At 58.0% G+C, this 17,825-nt stretch carries 15 protein-coding genes; 10 read left to right on the top strand and 5 right to left on the bottom strand.

Annotated features, from left to right (window positions below; translation table 11 throughout):
- Nucleotides 1-136 precede the first annotated feature (136 nt).
- Nucleotides 137-781: an AP2 domain-containing protein gene (locus tag HBN68_RS12135; RefSeq protein WP_169964234.1), complete on the top strand. Its 645-nt coding sequence runs from the start codon at nt 137-139 to the stop codon at nt 779-781.
- A gap of 58 nt (nt 782-839) precedes the next feature.
- Here the strand turns inward: HBN68_RS12135 and HBN68_RS12130 are convergent, their stop codons facing one another.
- Genes HBN68_RS12130 through edd form a run of 4 tightly spaced genes read right to left on the bottom strand, consistent with a single transcriptional unit; the run spans nt 840 to nt 5,849 of the window.
- Nucleotides 840-2,270, bottom strand: coding sequence for an ATP-binding protein (locus HBN68_RS12130; protein ID WP_169964280.1), 1,431 nt, complete (start codon nt 2,268-2,270; stop codon nt 840-842).
- Nucleotides 2,271-2,289: 19 nt separating this feature from the next.
- Nucleotides 2,290-3,027 (bottom strand): response regulator transcription factor, encoded by a 738-nt coding sequence (locus HBN68_RS12125; protein ID WP_169964232.1) that lies wholly within the window; start codon nt 3,025-3,027, stop codon nt 2,290-2,292.
- A gap of 42 nt (nt 3,028-3,069) precedes the next feature.
- Nucleotides 3,070-4,026, bottom strand: a complete 957-nt coding sequence (locus HBN68_RS12120; protein ID WP_094994227.1) for a glucokinase — start codon at nt 4,024-4,026, stop codon at nt 3,070-3,072.
- Nucleotides 4,023-5,849, bottom strand: coding sequence for a phosphogluconate dehydratase (gene edd / locus HBN68_RS12115; protein WP_094994226.1), 1,827 nt, complete (start codon nt 5,847-5,849; stop codon nt 4,023-4,025). Before edd ends, HBN68_RS12120 begins: the two co-directional genes overlap by 4 nt.
- Before the next feature lie 207 nt (nt 5,850-6,056).
- On the opposite strand from edd, the gene gap reads away from it, so the two are divergent.
- From gap to HBN68_RS12080, 7 genes are all read left to right on the top strand, one after another.
- On the top strand, nt 6,057-7,058 hold the full coding sequence (gene gap, locus HBN68_RS12110; RefSeq protein ID WP_094994225.1) for a type I glyceraldehyde-3-phosphate dehydrogenase: 1,002 nt from the start codon (nt 6,057-6,059) through the stop codon (nt 7,056-7,058).
- A 4-nt stretch (nt 7,059-7,062) separates the two neighbouring features.
- The gene (locus HBN68_RS12105) at nt 7,063-7,527 is read left to right on the top strand and encodes a methylglyoxal synthase (protein ID WP_094994224.1); all 465 of its coding nucleotides are present in this window, start codon (nt 7,063-7,065) and stop codon (nt 7,525-7,527) included.
- 116 nt (nt 7,528-7,643) lie between these two features.
- Nucleotides 7,644-8,162, top strand: coding sequence for a sigma-70 family RNA polymerase sigma factor (locus HBN68_RS12100; protein WP_094994223.1), 519 nt, complete (start codon nt 7,644-7,646; stop codon nt 8,160-8,162).
- Between the two features lie 167 nt (nt 8,163-8,329).
- Complete coding sequence (locus tag HBN68_RS12095) at nt 8,330-9,235, top strand: FecR domain-containing protein (RefSeq protein ID WP_169964278.1); 906 nt, start codon at nt 8,330-8,332, stop codon at nt 9,233-9,235.
- A 118-nt stretch (nt 9,236-9,353) separates the two neighbouring features.
- Entirely contained in the window at nt 9,354-11,957 is a 2,604-nt protein-coding gene (locus HBN68_RS12090; RefSeq protein WP_169964230.1) for a TonB-dependent receptor, read from the top strand.
- Nucleotides 11,958-12,069: 112 nt separating this feature from the next.
- A complete protein-coding gene (locus HBN68_RS12085; RefSeq protein ID WP_094994221.1) occupies nt 12,070-12,678 on the top strand; it encodes a biliverdin-producing heme oxygenase in 609 nt (202 codons plus the stop codon).
- A gap of 58 nt (nt 12,679-12,736) precedes the next feature.
- Nucleotides 12,737-13,138, top strand: coding sequence for a YbaN family protein (locus HBN68_RS12080; RefSeq protein ID WP_094994220.1), 402 nt, complete (start codon nt 12,737-12,739; stop codon nt 13,136-13,138).
- 49 nt (nt 13,139-13,187) lie between these two features.
- Here HBN68_RS12080 and arcD (HBN68_RS12075) read toward each other — a convergent pair whose 3' ends face one another.
- On the bottom strand, nt 13,188-14,615 hold the full coding sequence (gene arcD, locus HBN68_RS12075; protein WP_169964228.1) for an arginine-ornithine antiporter: 1,428 nt from the start codon (nt 14,613-14,615) through the stop codon (nt 13,188-13,190).
- Between the two features lie 457 nt (nt 14,616-15,072).
- On the opposite strand from arcD (HBN68_RS12075), the gene arcD (HBN68_RS12070) reads away from it, so the two are divergent.
- Nucleotides 15,073-16,500 (top strand): arginine-ornithine antiporter, encoded by a 1,428-nt coding sequence (gene arcD / locus HBN68_RS12070; RefSeq protein ID WP_094994218.1) that lies wholly within the window; start codon nt 15,073-15,075, stop codon nt 16,498-16,500.
- Nucleotides 16,501-16,533: 33 nt separating this feature from the next.
- Nucleotides 16,534-17,790, top strand: coding sequence for an arginine deiminase (gene arcA, locus HBN68_RS12065; RefSeq protein WP_094994217.1), 1,257 nt, complete (start codon nt 16,534-16,536; stop codon nt 17,788-17,790).
- Nucleotides 17,791-17,825 lie beyond the last annotated feature (35 nt).

The raw sequence follows: 17,825 nt of genomic DNA, 5'->3' as shown, positions 1-17,825 counted from the left end.
AGCAATTTCCGCATTGCCTGTAGGACGCATCCCTAAGTCCCTTTCCCACGTTGTACCCATTAAATACATCGGCGAATCTTCTCTACATCGTTACAACTTATGAACGGATGTCGACACCCATCAGGAGATAACAGCCATGTCCAGAAGTAACCCTTTTCTGCCCAACCAGCACTTCATCTACCCGCTTAAACATCAGAACGGTGAGATTTACGCCTGGAAAGTCGATATCCAGCGTGCAGGAAAAGTACACGTTCAAGTGTTCGATGCGAACGAGTATGGCGGTATAGACGCAGCGTTACAGGCCGCTGAGCATGCGCGCAATCAATGGGTGTTGAAAATGCCGCAGACCTTTAGCTATGAGAGCCGTCAACGCTTGATGCCTCACAACACCAGCGGCCATGCCGGGGTTTACCGGATCCAGTCCAACAATATTGAATATTGGCGGGCCACAACCCGCATTCACGGTTACAACTTGAGCAAAAGTTTTCGCATCGACCGTTATGGCGACGAGCAGGCCAAAATGATGGCACTGCAAGAGCGCGAGCGGCAGTTAACGCTGTGTAACGAACCTTACGACGTGGCCATGGAAAAGCTGCAGCAGCACTTCAGTCAAACCAGCGCACGCATTCGAGAAAATCGTATCAAAGCGGCCATGAGCAAAAAGGTTCAAGAACCCGAAACCGAGCCCGCTGCCAGTTCTTGCCTGGAGCCCGTGCTGCCCATTACGCCAGAACAGGCAAGCCTGTCCATCAGTCGGCATTTGGCGGCAAGCGGCAAATGACCCGAAGGTTTGCGATGTTGCTCTTGCAGTCTTGGGCCGGGAACTCCCCGGGCCCGTTTTAATCCGCCGCTCGCGGTATCGACAACGTGACCCGCAAGCCACCCTCGCGCAGGTTCTGCAAGCTGACTTCCCCTCCGTGGCTATGGGCGATGTTGCGGGCGATACCCAGCCCCAAACCATAGCCCTGCTGATGCCCGGACAGCCGAAAATGCGGCTCGAACACTTGTTCCAGCCGCTGCTCAGGAACCCCGGGGCCGTCATCGTCTACATGCAAGACGAACGTGTGCGCATGGTCTTCGATCACCAAATGCGCGTGCTTGCCGTACTTGAGCGCATTGTCGATCAAGTTACCCATGCAGCGCCGCAAGGCCAGGGGTTTGCCGGAAAAGGGCCGCAACGCGCGCCCGGTCACTGTGACGCGACCATTACCGTGCGGCAGCACGTAGGGCTCGATCAGACAATCCAGCAAAAGAGTCAGGTTCACCGATTCGATGTTCTCGTGAATATCGGTGTCTTTCACACATTGCAAAGCACCTTTGACCAGCAACTCAAGCTCATCAAGATCCCGCCCGAACTTGTGTTGTAACGCCTCGTCTTCCAGTAGCTCGACGCGCAAGCGCAATCGGGTGATCGGGGTCCGCAGGTCGTGGGAAATTGCGCTGAACAATTGGCTGCGCTCCGTGAGGTAACGGCTGATGCGTACCCGCATGGTATTAAACGCTCGCCCGACCTCAGCCACCTCGCTGCCGCCCCCGATCTCGACCGGCTCGACGTCTTCCTCGCCCAGCGACAAATCCCGCGCAGCGCGAGCCAGACGCTTGAGGGGACGACTTTGCCAATGCACCAGCAAACCGATGGAGAGCAACAAGAACCCGCTGCTCAGCGCGATAAACCATAACTGCATCGCGGGCAGGCCTTCTTCCTCGAGGCTGGTGTAAGGCTGGGGCAGTAAGGAAGCGATGTACAGCCACTCTCCGGGGGACATTTGGATTTGCGTCACCAGAACTGGGGGATTGACCGGTTCCAGCGTCAGGGCAAAGTGCGCCCAGGAACGTGGCAGCTCATCCAGCGTCAGGCCGGCATTGAAAATCCGCAGGTCTTGCGGGCTGACGAATTTCACCGACATGTCGACAGCGGGGCCCAAGGATTCACGCAGCACCTGGTCCACGGCCTCAAGGACAGCCTGTTTGCGCTGTGTCAGCGGCAACGCGCGCATCTCCAGGGGCCGCTCATTGAGGCTCACAACAAAGCGCGTGCCGCCCATGCTGCGCATCTGGTCCAGGACCAGCGGCCTGTAGGCCAGCGGCAGTGACTTCATATAACTGACGGTGGCATTCATCGAATGCGCTAGGCTGCGCGCACTGGTGACGAGCCCTTGCAGTTGCGTCGCCCGCAGTTGCGACAGCCAGATCACGCTGGACAAGGTTTGTGCCAGCAAGATGGCGATCAACGTGAGCAACAGCATGCGGCCAAGCAATGAACGGGGCATACGCGGCGTGCGCCAGTACTTAATGGCCATGACCTGTCGTGACCTCGGCAGCCAACTGATAGCCGCTGCCGCGAATGGTGCGGATCAATCGCGGGGGCTTTTCCGTATCGCGTAGGCGCTGGCGCAAACGGCTGACTGCCATGTCGACAATTCGATCCAGCGGCATCAGGTCGCGACCACGGGTGGCATTGCCGATGGTGTCGCGGTCCAGAATTTGTTGCGGGTGGTCGAGAAACAGTTTGAGCAAGGCAAAGTCGGCCCCCGACAGAATCACCTCTTCGCCGTCCGTGTGAAATAGCCGATGGGTAACGGTGTTCAGGCGCCACGCTTCAAACGCCATGATTTCATGGCCTGCCCCTGCGCCAGCAGTGGCAAATTCCACACGCCGCAGCAGCGCCTTGATTCGCGCCTGTAATTCGCGGGGGCTGAACGGTTTTCCAAGGTAGTCGTCGGCGCCCAGTTCCAGACCGAGCACGCGGTCAGTTTCATCGGAACTGGCGGTGAGCATGATGATGGGCGTGCGGGCACAACGCGGATGCTGCCGGACCCAGCGACACAGGCTGAAGCCATCCTCGTCGGGCAACATGACGTCCAGAATCAACAAATCGCAGGGTGTGTGTTCGAGGGCGTTGCGAAAGCTTGCGCCATCACCCACCGTGCTCACCTGAAAACCGGCGCGGGTCAGGTAGATATCCAGCAGTTCACGAATTTCCTGATCGTCGTCGACCAGCAAAATGGATTTACCGAGTGAGCTCACAGCGGTGTTCCTTATTATTTTTGTGAGTCCGGGGTTTCGCGGTCAGGCGAACGCTTGTTGCAGTGCTACGCCCGCCCCCATCAACCCCGGATACGGCGCCGTCACCAGCCACACCGGTATGCCCTTGAGGTAGTCGCTCATGCAACCCTTATCAGCAAAGCTGTGGGCGAAACCGCTGGCCAGAAAAAGATCGGCGAAACGTGGCACTACGCCACCGACAATGTACACCCCACCCCGTCCGCCCAGCGTCAGGACATTATTGCCCGCCACCCGACCCAGCCAGCAACTGAAATGCTCGATCACTTGCAAAGCAATCGGATCACCTGCCAAAGCTGCAGCGGTGATCGCCCGGTCGGTGTCCAGCACCGGCGTATGGCCATCAACGGCGCAGATGGCACGGTAGACACGCGGCAGTCCGCTGCCACTCAACACAGATTCGGCGCTGACATGGCCGATTTCGTTATAAATGTGCTGCCACAACTGGACTTCACGCGGCGTACTCATCGGCAAGTCGACATGCCCCCCCTCCCCCGGTAAAGCCCTCCACTGCGCTTCGCCCAGATTCAACAGCGTGCCAACGCCAAGCCCGGTGCCGGGCCCGATCACCACCGCAGGTCGCGTGGGTTCTGCCAGACCGGCACACACCTGGCGCACGTCGCCGGGTTGCAAGCGCGTCATGCCCAGCGCCATGGCACTGAAATCATTGATTAGCAGCAGGTTGTCCACTTGTAAGGTCTGACAAAACGCCGAACGGCTCAGGCGCCAGTGATTATTGGTAAAGCGGAATTCATCGCCGCTGACCGGTCCGGCCACCGACAGACAAACCGCACCTACCGCGCCCAACGGTAAGTCCAGGCCTTGCAGGTAGAGCGCGATGGCGTCTTCCGGGCATGCAAAGTCGGCGGTGGCCAGCACGCTGATAGCGCGCAATTGATCGTTTTCCCACAACGCAAACCGCGCATTGGTGCCGCCGATGTCACCGACCAAAGCAAGCTTCATTTAAGGTTTTCCAGAGACGAGGTAAAGGTACTGGCGCCCTGCTCGGCCGAACTGAAGGCCTGACGCATAAACGCAAACAACTCACGCCCGGTACCTACCGCGTCGCTCAGGGTGCCGATGGCCGGGGTGCGCGCGGCGAATTCTGCCTCATCCACCAACAGTTGCAACGTCCCTTTGACCCCGTCGACGCGAATCATGTCGCCATCCTGCACGCGGGCCAGCGGGCCGCCGACGGCGGCTTCGGGACTGACGTGGATTGCCGCCGGAATTTTGCCCGAAGCGCCCGACATGCGTCCGTCCGTAATCAACGCGACTTTGAAACCGCGATCCTGCAATACCCCCAAAAAGGGCGTCATTTTGTGCAGTTCCGGCATGCCATTGGAGCGAGGTCCCTGAAAACGCATCACGGCGACAAAATCGTGTTCCAGCTCACCGGCTTTGAACGCATCCGCCAGTTGTTGCTGATCCTGAAACACCCGTGCCGGAGCTTCGACAAGTTGATGCTCGGGCGCCACGGCCGAGACTTTCATCACCCCACGGCCCAGGTTGCCTTCCATTACGCGCAAGCCGCCCTCTGCCGAAAAGGCACGCGCCACAGGGCGCAGGATGCTCTCGTCGAGGCTTTCAATCGGGCCCTCACGCCATACCAGCTCACCGTCCACCAGGAACGGTTCACGGGTGTAACGGCTCAATCCCCGGCCAGCGACAGTGTTGACGTCTTCATGCAGCAAGCCGGCTTCCAGCAGCTCGCGAATCAGGAACGCCATGCCCCCCGCAGCCTGGAAGTGGTTAATGTCGGCCTTGCCGTTGGGATAGACGTGGGACAAGGTAGGCACCACCTCGGAGAGGTCCGCCATGTCTTGCCAGGTCAGTTGAATACCTGCGGCCTGTGCGATGGCGGGCATATGCAACGTGTGGTTGGTGGAGCCGCCGGTGGCATGCAGCGCCACAATCGAATTGACCAGCGAGCGCTCATCCACAATCTCGCCCAACGGCATGAAGTTGCCGCTTTGCTTGGTCAGACGGGTGACTTGATGCGCGGCCTCGCGTGTCAGCGCATCACGCAATGGTGTGTAGGGATTGACGAACGAGGCACCCGGCAAATGCAGTCCCATCACTTCCATCAACAGCTGGTTGGTGTTGGCGGTGCCATAGAACGTGCACGTGCCGGGGCTGTGGTAAGACTTCATCTCCGACTCCAACAGCTCTTCGCGGCTGGCTTTGCCTTCGGCGTAGCGCTGGCGCACGTCGGCTTTTTCCTTGTTGGAAATGCCTGATGGCATCGGCCCGCCCGGCACAAAGATCGTCGGCAGATGACCGAAACGCAGGGCGCCCATCATCAAGCCCGGCACGATCTTGTCGCAAATGCCCAGCATCAGCGCGGCGTCGAACATGTTGTGGGACAGCGCGACCGCCGTCGACAGGGCGATCACTTCGCGGCTCAGCAGGCTCAGCTCCATGCCCGCCTCACCTTGGGTCACGCCATCGCACATCGCCGGGGTTCCGCCGGCGAATTGACCCACAGAGCCCATTTCACGCAGGGCCTTTTTGATTTGTTCGGGAAAGTGTTCGTACGGCTGATGCGCCGACAGCATGTCGTTATATGACGAAACAATCGCCACATTGGCGGCGTTCATCAAGCGCAGGTTGTTTTTATCTTCTGTGCCACATCCGGCCACGCCATGGGCGAAATTGGCACATTGCAGCTTGCCGCGTTGCGGGCCGTCACTGGCGGCGCCGCGAATGAGTGTCAGGTATGCCTCACGGGTTGCTCGACTGCGGGCAATAAGACGCTCGGTGACTTCAAGAACGCGGGGATGCATGTGTTGAACTCCAGGCTAACGGATGTGGCGACCTGTGCGTGTCCTATGCTGATCGAGGGGCCAGACACGCACTTCGATCATTTGGACCCGTTGATTCAGGTCACTCGTTGTAGATAAAACAAAATATTGCCACCAAAATGGCTTGTTTTCTATTTCTATGCGAATAATCTTGTAATTCCAACAACAAATCGATGGCAGGCGCTTTCCATGACTCTACGAATCGCAATCAATGGTTTTGGCCGGATCGGCCGCAACGTCCTGCGCGCACTGTATACCCAAGGCTACCGTCAGGACCTGCAGATCGTCGCCATCAACGATCTGGGTGACAGCGCAATCAACGCCCACCTGCTCAAGTACGACACCGTTCACGGTACTTTCGATGCCACCGTTGAACACGATCAGGAAAGCCTGACTGTCAATGGCGACCGCATTGCCGTCACTGCCATTCGTAACCCGGCTGAACTGCCGTGGGCTGCCTTGAAGATCGACGTGGTGTTCGAATGTACCGGTTTGTTCACCGAACGCAGCAAAGCTCAAGCACATATTAGCGCTGGCGCGCGCAAGGTCATCATCTCCGCACCGGGCAAAAACGCTGATGCGACCGTGGTGTATGGCGTGAACCACGACATCCTGCGCCAATCGCATCAAATTATTTCCAGTGCTTCCTGTACCACTAACTGCCTGGCGCCGGTCGCACACATCTTGCACCGCGAACTGGGCATCGAAAACGGCTTGATGACCACCATCCACGCCTACACCAATGACCAGAACCTGACCGACGTTTACCACAGCGACCCCTACCGCGCGCGCTCGGCCACGCAGAACATGATCCCGAGTAAAACCGGGGCCGCTGAAGCGGTGGGCCTGGTACTGCCGGAACTGGCGGGGAAATTGACCGGCATGGCGGTACGCGTCCCGGTAATCAACGTGTCGCTGGTTGACCTGACCGTTGAGCTCAAGCGCGAAACCACGGCCGCTGAAGTCAACGCACTGTTTAAGGAGGCCAGCCAGCATTCCAAAGTGTTGGGCTATAACAGCCTGCCACTGGTATCGAGCGATTTTAACCACAACCCGCTGTCGTCGATTTTCGATGCCAACCACACCAAGGTCAGCGGCAAAATGCTCAAAGTGCTGGCGTGGTACGACAACGAATGGGGCTTCTCCAACCGCATGCTCGATAACTGCCTGGCGCTGTGCAACGCGGAGTGACGCGATGATCGGTATCAGCTTTACGACGGCCACCCTGGCGGCGCGCAAGCGTATCGCCCTGGTGGCTCACGATCACTGCAAAGGGTTTCTGCTGGAGTGGGCTGAACGCCACAAGGCCACCCTCAGCCAGCATGACCTGTGCGCCACCGGCACCACCGGTCTGCTGCTGAGCCAGCACCTTGGGCTGCCGATCGAAAGCATGATCAGCGGCCCGTTGGGCGGGGATCAGCAAGTGGGCGCACGCATCGCCGAGCAACGGGTCGACATGCTGGTGTTCTTCTGGGACCCTTTCGAGCCGCAGCCCCATGATCCGGATATCAAGGCCCTGTTGCGGGTCGCAGCAGTCTGGAACATCCCCGTGGCGTGCAATGAATGCAGCGCGGATTACCTGCTCAGCAGCCCGCTCATGAGCCAGCCCCACGATCACCGGATCCCTGATTACGCTGCGTATTTAAAGGGACGTGTGTAAACCCGCAGCGCTGCTGGCGTTATTGGCCGCTTAAACAGCCGGTAACAAAAACAGCGCTTGACCCAGCCCATAGATGATAAGCATTATCATTCGCTAATATCTGGTCTGGTAGTGCTGTGAGTCAGTCCCACTTCAATCACGTCTTCCTGACGCAACGGGTGATCCTGTTGCGCACCTTGCAGCGCATGGTCAACAACCCGAGTACCGCTGAGGACCTGTTGCACGAGACTTACCTGCGCGTCACCCGCGCGTTGAACGAACGCACGGTCGAGCATCTTGAGCCGTTTGTGTTCCAGACCGCACGCAACCTGGCACTCGACCACCTGCGCTCGCGGCGCATTCAGTCGCGTACGGTGCTCGAAGACGTGCCCACCGACGTCATCGAAGGCGTCCCTTCCTCTCTCAGCACCCCCGAAGAAGCCCATCAAGCCGCACAACTACTGGAGCGTTTGAGTGTGAGCCTTAGCCAGCTAAGCGCACGCCAGCAGCGGATTTTCATACTCAGTCGCCTGCATGGTTGCAGTTACCAGGAGATCGCCCAGGCGCTTGAGGTGTCTCTGAGCACGGTTCAAAAGGAACTCAAACTGATCATGGCAATCTGTGTCGGGGTAGCCGATCGAATCAATCGGCCGTAATCTTGCCGGGACACACCCGTAAGAAAATTCCGATATGGCAGCTTTCACGCCATGGATTCCGAGACGTTGAACAACACTGTGCCTGAGACTGCCAAGGATCACCCGTGAAGGACACTCCACCCCCTGCCGTGCCGGAACTGGCGCAGGATGCTCTGCAAGACAGCGCCATGGATCAGGCGCTGGACTGGCTGATCACCCTGGAGTGTGCCGACGCGTCCGAAAAAGCAGCGTTCCAAATGTGGCTCAAGGCAGATCCGGCCCATGCCCAAGCGTTTGCCAAAGCCAATGCCGCATGGAACAGCCAGCCGCTGATTGAAGCGGCACGTACCCTGAACACCCGGCGTGCGCCTACGCTGTTGCGACGTATTGGCCGTCACTGGAAGCACGTGGCCACTGCCGCGGTACTGGTCATTGCTGTGGGCAGTTACAGCAATGTGCCATTGCGCTTGCAGGCCGATCACTTGACCGTGGTGGGCGAGCGCCAGCACCTGGAGCTGGAAGACGGTTCAAAAGTGTTGCTCAACACCAATTCGGCGTTCTCCAGCGACAGGATCAATGCGCAAAGTAATGCGCGGTTGTATCAGGGCGAAGCATTTTTCGAGGTGCCAGCCAATCTTGAACGCCCGCTGGTTCTCGATGCCGGGCCGGTGCGCGTCAGCGTGCGCGACACTGCTTTCGCCGTCAGCTACCTCAACGGGCAGGCTCAAGTACGCGTACAACGGGGTGATGTCGATTTACGCATGAACAGCATTGGCACGCAGATGCGGTTGTCTGCCGGTAACAGTGTGAGTATCGGCCCCAATGGTTTTGGCCAACCGGTCAAGCTCAATCCGCAAACCGATCTGGCGTGGGTTCAGGGACGACTGGTGTTTGAAAATTGCCCCATGAGCAAAGTGCTGGATGAAGTGCGGCGCTATTACCCCGGCTGGATCGTCAACAATAACGAGCAACTGGCCAGCATCGCAGTGACCGGCAATTACCGTCTGGACCAGCCTCTGGACATCGTCCGCTCCCTCGCCCACATCACCTCGTCCAGCCTCTCCGAATTCCCGGCACTGGTTATTTTCAACTGAATACGGTTTTTTTTACGCGATAGCCCAAGGTCATACGTCTCGTTTTAGTCAATGCAACTGATTCGCATTTTGAGTCAGCTTCGCAACTATAAGAGTCGTTCACCACGGAGCGCTATCAATGCCCACACGTTTCAACAGCCGGTCTTCATCCAAGGGTCGCACCCGCCCTACGCACCCGCGTACTTTGTCGTTGTTGACCGTCGCCCTGCTGATGGCTGGCGTACATGCCGTTCCGGCAATAGCTGCGACCGATACGCCATCTGAAAGCCGCGCTGTGGGCAATTATAAATTTGCGATTTCCCAGCAACCGCTGGTGGCTGCGCTCAACGACTTTACGGCGGTCACTGGCTGGCAAGTCGGTTTGCCGGCAGAGCTGGGGCAGAACGTTTCTTCCCCGGGTGTACGCGGGTCTCTGCCAGCAGAAAAGGCCCTGGACCGTCTGTTGATCGGCACCAATTTGGGCTATCGCAAACTGGGCGGCAATAACATCGTCCTCGAAAAACGCGCCCCCGGCAGCGGCACCCTCGCCTTGCAGCAAGTGACCATCAGCGCCACGCGCCAGGCGCAAGACGTCATCAGCGTGCCCAGCACCGTGACCGTGCATGACCGCGAAGAACTCGACCGTCAGAACGTCAACACCATCAAGGAACTGGTGCGCTATGAACCGGGCGTGTCCGTGGGCGGAGGCGGCCTGCGCGGAGGCATCAGCGGTTACAACATTCGCGGCATCGACGGTGACCGGATTCTGACGCAGGTCGATGGCGTTGAAATCCCCAACTCGTTCTTCAACGGCCCGTTCGCTAAAACCCAGCGTAATTACGTCGACCCGGAGATCGTCAAGCGTGTTGAAATTCTGCGCGGCCCGGCCTCGGTGCTGTACGGCAGCAATGCCATCGGCGGCGCGGTGAGCTACTTCACCCTCAACCCGGACGACATCATCAAACCGGGTCAGGATGCAGGCGCACGCCTGAAGACCGGTTACAGCTCGGCCGACCGCAGCTGGCTCAAGTCCGCCACCGTGGCAGGCCGTGCCGACCAGTTCGACGGTTTGCTGCATGTGAGCCGCCGGGACGGCCACGAAACCGAATCCTATGGCAACCACGGCGGCACCGGCCTGAACCGCACTGCGGCCAACCCTGAAGACGTGAACACCACCAACGTCTTGGCCAAGGCTGGCTGGAACTACAACGATGACGACCGCCTGGCGTTTACTTACGAAAACTACCGGGACGAACGCGACATCAACTTGAAAAGCGTGGTCGGTGGCCCGTTTAACTACGGCGTACCGATGGGCATGTACAAGTCGCGCAACGGCACTGACACCGTCACCCGCGAGCGTTTTGGCCTTGAGAACACCTTCGCGCTGGACAGCCTGCTAGCTGACCACGGCAAGCTGAGCCTGAACTATCAAGTGGCCAAGACCGACCAGAGCACCGAAGAGCGCTACTTCCCGTTTAGTCGCGACGTGTACCGCACCCGCGACACCCGCTATAAAGAGCAGCAATGGGTGTTCGATGCACAGTTCGACAAAGCCTTCGCGGTCGGCCCGACCGACCATTTGCTGACCTACGGCACCACTGTCAAACACGACAAAGTCACCGGCTCGCGTTCCGGCAGCGCGGTGTGCCTTGCTGTCGGGAGGAACTGCGCAGCAGTGGGCGCGCTGAGCACGGCCAAAGGCGATGTGTTCGCCAAAGTCAGCGACTTCCCGGACCCGACCATCGACACCTACAGCCTGTTTGCACAGGATGAAATCAGTTGGAACCAATGGACGTTCATGCCCGGCGTACGCTACGACTACACGCGCCTCAAGCCCAAAATCACCCAGGAGTTCCTGAACGCAGTAAACCCGGATGGCAAGTACTCTGTCAGCGACCCTGAAAAAACCTGGCATCGCCTTTCGCCAAAACTGGGCGTGACCTACGCGTTCAACGACCACTACACCTGGTTCGGCCAATACTCCGAAGGCTTCCGCACGCCAACCGCCAAAGCGCTGTATGGCCGTTTCGAAAACCTGCAGGAAGGCTACGTCGTCGAGCCCAACCCGAACCTTGAACCGGAAAAAAGCAAAAGCTACGAAACCGGCCTGCGCGGCAATTTCGACGAAGGCTCGTTTGACCTGGCTGTGTTCTACAACAAATACCGCGACTTCATCGATGAAGACAACGTCACTCCCGGCTATGACCTGAACAGCTTCCAGAGCCGCAATATCAAGCACGCCACCATCAAGGGCATCGAACTCAAAGGCCAGTTGCAACTGGACGCCTTCGGTGCACCGCGTGGTCTGTACACCAAAGGTTCGATTGCTTACGCCTATGGCCGCAACGACGACAACGGCCAGCCGCTCAACAGCGTCAACCCACTGACCGGTGTGTTTGGCCTCGGGTATGACCGCGACAACTACGGCGGCCTGATGAGCTGGACGCTGGTCAAGAAAAAAGACCGCATCGACGACACGGCCTTCAAGGCGCCAGACATTCAGGGCAAGCGATTCGAAACCCCGGGGTTCGGGATTGTGGACGTGAGCGCCTACTACAAAGTGACCCGTGACGTGACCGTCAGCGCAGGCGTGTACAACCTGACCGACAAGAAATACTGGCTGTGGGATGACGTACGCAGCTACGACGGGGTGGGTGAAGCGTCCACCGTGAACCCGGCCAACCTCGATCGCCTGACTCAGCCGGGCCGCAACTTCGCGATCAACCTGGCCTGGGACATCTGAGCCAGCCTCCTCACTGCGCGGTGTTTTTCACTGAGCAGTGAGGATTTTTTACTGTCACGCGTCTTCTTGTTCGTCTAGTTACCAAGCGCATCTCATTCTCAAGGACATCTTCATGACCTCCCAAGACACTGCACAGCGTCCTGCCCTGCGTTCACAACGCCTGAACCAGATCACCAACGAGCCTCATCAAAAACTCGACGCGCTGGTCAAGGCCCACAAGCCCTTTGAGACACGGGAAAACTTTGCCCGTTTTGTAGTGGCTCAATACCTCTTTCAATCAGAGCTGCAAGCGCTGTACACCGACCCGGCCCTCCAAGAAATCGTCCCGGACTTGCCTGCACGGTGCCGCGCAGAGCAAGCCAAAGCTGACCTCGCTGACCTCAACACAGACGTCCCGGCCCCTGTCGCGGGCGCGGTGAACGCGCCAAGCAAGGCACAAGCACTGGGCTGGCTCTTTGTATCGGAAGGTTCCAAGCTGGGCGCCGCCTTCCTGATCAAACGTGCCGTGGCACTGGAACTGAGCGAAACCTTCGGCGCCCGTCACCTGGGCGAGCCAGCCGGTGGCCGCGCCGAAGGCTGGAAAAGCTTCGTCAAAACCCTTGATAGCCTGCAACTGAGCGCCGAAGAAGAGGCCGATCTAGACCAAGGTGCAGTAGCCGCCTTCGAGCGTTTCACCGTATTACTGGAACACGCCTACGCTGCTCAGCCAGAACTGGCTTAAGCTAGACCCGCTCGGTCGGCGCGCGCTGGCCGAGCACTCTTTTTTGCGTCTTGAGCTTATGACCCGCCAAACTCAATCCCCGTCGAAAATAGCCCAAATCCTCTTCGGCTTGCTGGCCTACGTCAGTCTGGGTATCGGATTGGTCGCCATTGTGGTGCCGGGGCTGCCGACCACCGAATTCATATTACTGGCGGCCTGGGCCGCAACCAAAAGCTCGCCGCGGCTAAGTGCCTGGCTGGAAAACCACCGCCTGTTCGGCCCGATCCTGAGCAATTGGCGCAATGGGAAAATCATTCAACGCAAAGCCAAAGTCAGCGCCACCCTCAGCATGCTGATCTGCGCGGGGTTGATGCTGTATGTGCTTGAGCATCAATGGCCGTTGTTTCTGGCCATTGCCGGCATGGGCCTGGGCAATGCGTGGATTTGGTCCCGGCCGGAACGTTTACCCCCAGCGTTGTAGAAGGCTGCTCCACAGGTTCAGCCCCGCACGGGCCAAGGCTTTATCTTTCTTACAACGTCAACACACCGCCATAGAGCCCATAAGCCGCCGCCAGCGCAGCCACCACCACAGCACCGAATATCGCCCGCTCTGCCGCCACAAACAGCGGCTCACCCTGTTCGTGCTTGGCCTTGGCAAAGAAAAACACCCCCGGCGCGTACAGCAACGCCGAGAGCAGCAAGTACTTGGGCCCCGCCGCATACAGCAACCACATGGCGTAAACCAGGGCGATCAACCCCACCAACAGGTCTTTGAACCGCGAGCGGCTGGCGTGCGAGTAGGTTTCGCCCTTGATGCACAACAACACCGAATAAGCCGCCGACCACAGGTAAGGCACCAGAATCATCGACGACGCCAGGTAGATCAGGCTGGTGTAAGTCCCTTTGGACACGAGGGTGATGAGCAGGAATATCTGGATCATGCTGTTGGTCAGCCACAGCGCGTTGACCGGTACATGGTTGGCGTTTTCCTTTTTCAGGAAAGCCGGCATGGTGTTGTCCTTGGCCGTAGCAAACAGGATCTCGGCGCATAACAACGCCCACGACAGCAGCGCACCCAGCAACGAGATGGCCAGCCCGATACTGATCAAGATCGCGCCCCACTCCCCCACCACATGTTTCAGCACGCCAGCCATGGACGGGTTTTGCAGTTTGGCCAGCTCCGGCTGAGTCATGATCCCCAGCGACAGCACATTCACCAGCACCAGCAGCGCCAGCACTCCCAGAAAGCCGATTACCGTGGCTTTGCCCACGTCGGAGCGTTTTTCGGCGCGTCCCGAATACACACTGGCGCCTTCGATGCCGATAAACACAAACACCGTCACCAGCATCATGTTGCGCACCTGGTCCATCACGCTGCCAAGGCTGGGGGTTTCGGTCCCCCAGAAATCCAGGGTAAAAATGTCGGCCTTGAACGCCACGCCAGTCAACACGATGAACATCACAATCGGGACGATTTTCGCGATGGTGGTCAACTGGTTGATGAACGCGGCTTCCTTGATGCCGCGCAGCACCAGAAAGTGCACCCCCCACAGCAACAGCGAGGCGCAGCCAATGGCTACGGGGGTGTTGCCCTGCCCGAACATTGGCACGAAATACCCTAACGTACTGAACAAGAGTACGAAGTAACCGACGTTACCCATCCACGCACTGATCCAGTAACCCCAGGCTGACGAAAAGCCCATGTAATCGCCAAAACCAGCCTTGGCATAGGCGTAGACACCCGAGTCGAGTTCCGGCTTGCGGTTGGCCAGGGTCTGAAACACGAACGCCAATGCCAGCATGCCGACGGCGGTGATTGCCCATCCGATCAACACGGCCCCGCCCGCTGCCCGTTCGGCAATGTTTTGCGGCAGGGAAAAAATACCGCCGCCAATCATTGAACCGACGACTAACGCGATCAGAGCATTGAGCCGAAGCTTCTGGGTTTGTTGCGTCATCGCCACCTCTTTATACGGTCTTGGACATTTTTTGATACACAGGCCACAGGCTACAGATGTTCACTGACTAAATATATGCACCGGTTAAACGTCTATTAGTACCGCGCAATAAGCCCCCTCTTTTTAATCGCAAGAATGTCTATTGAAACCTCAAAAATTCACCTTATGTACATCACGGTTTAATTTCATGCCGCGGCTCATGAAACATGAAAGTGACATTTGCAAAATTGAAAATAGTGACTAGCTTCAATCTCCACGACCCCGCGGCAAGTTGCGTATTAAAACCCTTTAAGTCCTCTGGAGTGGGCCTTTCGGGAAGCGTCAAAATAATACGTGATTGCGACCTTTCCCCGCTTCTAACAATGGAATGTAGTAATGCCCTGATCTAAGTCAAATGGCTGAAATACCAACGGAATTAACGTAAGGCCTCACTTCTCCTAGATTGGAGTCAACACAAATGTCTGATACTCCCGGAAAACTACGATTGGGTGCGTTGGTTGCTCTGGTAGTCGGCTCAATGATTGGCGGCGGTATTTTTTCGCTGCCACAAAACATGGCAGCAAGTGCCGATGTTGGAGCCGTTCTTATTGGATGGGCAATCACCGCTGTCGGTATGCTGACCCTCGCTTTTGTCTTCCAGACCCTGGCCAACCGCAAACCCGACCTCGACGGTGGCGTCTACGCCTACGCCAAGGCCGGTTTTGGCGATTACATGGGTTTCTCGTCAGCCTGGGGTTACTGGATCAGTGCCTGGCTGGGCAACGTCGGTTATTTCGTGTTGCTGTTCAGCACCCTGGGGTATTTCTTCCCGATCTTTGGTGAAGGCAACACCCCGGCCGCGATCATCGGCGCGTCGGTCCTGCTATGGGCGGTTCACTTCCTCGTCCTGCGCGGTATCAAGGAAGCCGCGTTCATCAACCTGGTGACCACGGTTGCCAAGGTCGTGCCGCTGATCCTGTTCATTCTGATTGCCGTCTTCGCCTTCAAACTGGACATTTTCACCAGTGACATCTGGGGCCTGAAAAACCCGGATCTGGGCAGCGTGATGGACCAGGTGCGCAACATGATGCTGGTCACCGTGTGGGTGTTCATCGGTATCGAAGGCGCGAGCATCTTCTCTTCCCGTGCCGAGAAGCGTTCGGACGTGGGTAAAGCCACTGTGATCGGCTTCATCACCGTGCTGCTGTTGCTGGTGCTAGTGAACGTGCTGTCGCTCGGGATCATGACTCAGCCTGAACTGGCCAAACTGCAAAACCCTTCAATGGCGGCCGTGCTTGAGCATGTGGTCGGTCACTGGGGTGCAGTGCTGATCAGTGTCGGCTTGATCATCTCGCTGTTGGGTGCCCTGCTGTCGTGGGTCCTGCTGTGCGCGGAAATCATGTTCTCGGCCGCCAAGGACCACACCATGCCGGCCTTCCTGAAAAAGGAAAACGCCAACCATGTACCGGTCAATGCGTTGTGGCTGACCAACGCCATGGTGCAGCTGTTCCTGGTCATCACCCTGTTCTCGGCCAGTACTTACCTGTCGCTGATCTACCTGGCGACCTCAATGATCCTCGTGCCTTACCTCTGGTCAGCAGCGTATGGCCTGCTGCTGGCGGTGCGCGGCGAGACTTACGAGAACGCACTGGCTGAACGCAAGAAAGACCTGATCATCGGCGGTATCGCCCTGATCTATGCCGTGTGGCTGTTGTATGCCGGCGGCCTGAAATACCTGCTGCTCTCGGCCCTGCTGTACGCACCTGGCGCAATTTTCTTCGCCAAGGCTAAACGCGAGACAGGCCAACAAGTATTTACCAACATTGAAAAAGTGATTTTTGCTGCCGTGATCATCGGCGCCCTGGTGGCGGCCTATGGGCTCTATGACGGCTTCCTGACCCTGTAAGTCCCTGATTATGTACTTTGGAGGTTGACTGTAATGACCACAGAAAAAGTGAAATACGGCGTACATTCCGAAGCCGGCAAACTGCGTAAAGTGATGGTTTGCTCCCCTGGCCTGGCTCACCAGCGCCTGACACCCAGTAACTGCGACGAGCTGCTGTTTGATGACGTGTTGTGGGTCAATCAGGCCAAGCGCGACCACTTCGATTTTGTGACCAAGATGCGCGAGCGCGGCATCGATGTTCTGGAAATGCACAACCTGCTGACCGACATCGTGGCAATGCCTGAAGCACTGGACTGGATCCTCGATCACAAAGTGACGCCGGATCAGGTGGGTGTCGGCCTGGTGCACGAAGTCAAAGCCTGGATCAAAAGCCTGGAGCCCCGTAAAGCGGCTGAATACCTGATTGGCGGCGTATCGGCTGACGATCTGCCAGACAGCTTCGGTGGCAAAACCATCGAGATGTTCCGTGATTTCCTCGGCCACACCAGTTTTATCCTGCCACCGCTGCCAAACACTCAGTTCACCCGTGACACCACTTGCTGGATTTACGGTGGCGTGACGCTGAACCCGATGTACTGGCCTGCGCGTCGTCAGGAAACCCTGCTGACCACCGCGATCTACAAGTTCCACCCTGAGTTCACTAACGCTGACTTCCAGATCTGGTACGGCGACCCAACCGTGGACCATGGCAACTCAAGCCTGGAAGGCGGCGACGTCATGCCAATCGGCAAAGGCGTGGTACTGATCGGTATGGGCGAGCGGACATCGCGTCAGGCCATCGGCCAACTGGCGCAGAGCCTGTTCAAGAACAAAGCCGTGGAACGTGTGATCGTGGCCGGTATGCCTAAATCCCGCGCCGCGATGCACCTGGACACCGTGTTCAGCTTCTGCGACCGCGATCTGGTAACGATCTTCCCTGAAGTTGTGAACCAAATTGTCGCCTTCTCGCTGTACCCCGACGAGAGCAAACAGGGCGGCATCGACGTTCGACGTGAAGAAAGCAGCTTCCTGGATGTGGTCGCCAAAGCACTGGGCGTTAAAACCCTGCGTGTGGTTGAGACCGGCGGCAACTCCTTCGCGGCAGAACGCGAGCAGTGGGACGACGGCAACAACGTTGTAGCGCTGGAACCTGGTGTGGTGATCGGTTACGACCGCAACACCTACACCAACACCCTGCTGCGCAAGGCGGGCGTGGAAGTCATCACCATCAGCGCCTCTGAGCTGGGACGCGGCCGTGGCGGCGGTCACTGCATGACCTGCCCAATCATCCGCGACCCGATTGACTATTAATTCATCCCTTTGAATGCTTGCGCCAGCCCTTATCC

Origin of the sequence: Pseudomonas sp. WS 5078 (assembly GCF_012985745.1) — a bacterium.
In the GTDB taxonomy this organism is placed as follows: Bacteria; Pseudomonadota; Gammaproteobacteria; order Pseudomonadales; family Pseudomonadaceae; genus Aquipseudomonas; species Aquipseudomonas lundensis_A.
This window is presented reverse-complemented; position numbering and strand designations above follow the sequence as displayed.

Excerpts from the sequence above, each read along its gene's own strand:
- HBN68_RS12135 (WP_169964234.1), top strand. The coding sequence starts at position 137 with ATGTCCAGAAGTAACCCTTTTCTGCCCAACCAGCACTTCATCTACCCG.
- HBN68_RS12130 (WP_169964280.1), bottom strand. The coding sequence starts at position 2,270 with ATGCCCCGTTCATTGCTTGGCCGCATGCTGTTGCTCACGTTGATCGCC.
- HBN68_RS12120 (WP_094994227.1), bottom strand. The coding sequence starts at position 4,026 with ATGAAGCTTGCTTTGGTCGGTGACATCGGCGGCACCAATGCGCGGTTT.
- edd (WP_094994226.1), bottom strand. The coding sequence starts at position 5,849 with ATGCATCCCCGCGTTCTTGAAGTCACCGAGCGTCTTATTGCCCGCAGT.
- gap (WP_094994225.1), top strand. The coding sequence starts at position 6,057 with ATGACTCTACGAATCGCAATCAATGGTTTTGGCCGGATCGGCCGCAAC.
- HBN68_RS12105 (WP_094994224.1), top strand. The coding sequence starts at position 7,063 with ATGATCGGTATCAGCTTTACGACGGCCACCCTGGCGGCGCGCAAGCGT.
- HBN68_RS12095 (WP_169964278.1), top strand. The coding sequence starts at position 8,330 with ATGGATCAGGCGCTGGACTGGCTGATCACCCTGGAGTGTGCCGACGCG.
- HBN68_RS12090 (WP_169964230.1), top strand. The coding sequence starts at position 9,354 with ATGCCCACACGTTTCAACAGCCGGTCTTCATCCAAGGGTCGCACCCGC.
- HBN68_RS12085 (WP_094994221.1), top strand. The coding sequence starts at position 12,070 with ATGACCTCCCAAGACACTGCACAGCGTCCTGCCCTGCGTTCACAACGC.
- HBN68_RS12080 (WP_094994220.1), top strand. The coding sequence starts at position 12,737 with ATGACCCGCCAAACTCAATCCCCGTCGAAAATAGCCCAAATCCTCTTC.
- arcD (WP_169964228.1), bottom strand. The coding sequence starts at position 14,615 with ATGACGCAACAAACCCAGAAGCTTCGGCTCAATGCTCTGATCGCGTTA.
- arcD (WP_094994218.1), top strand. The coding sequence starts at position 15,073 with ATGTCTGATACTCCCGGAAAACTACGATTGGGTGCGTTGGTTGCTCTG.
- arcA (WP_094994217.1), top strand. The coding sequence starts at position 16,534 with ATGACCACAGAAAAAGTGAAATACGGCGTACATTCCGAAGCCGGCAAA.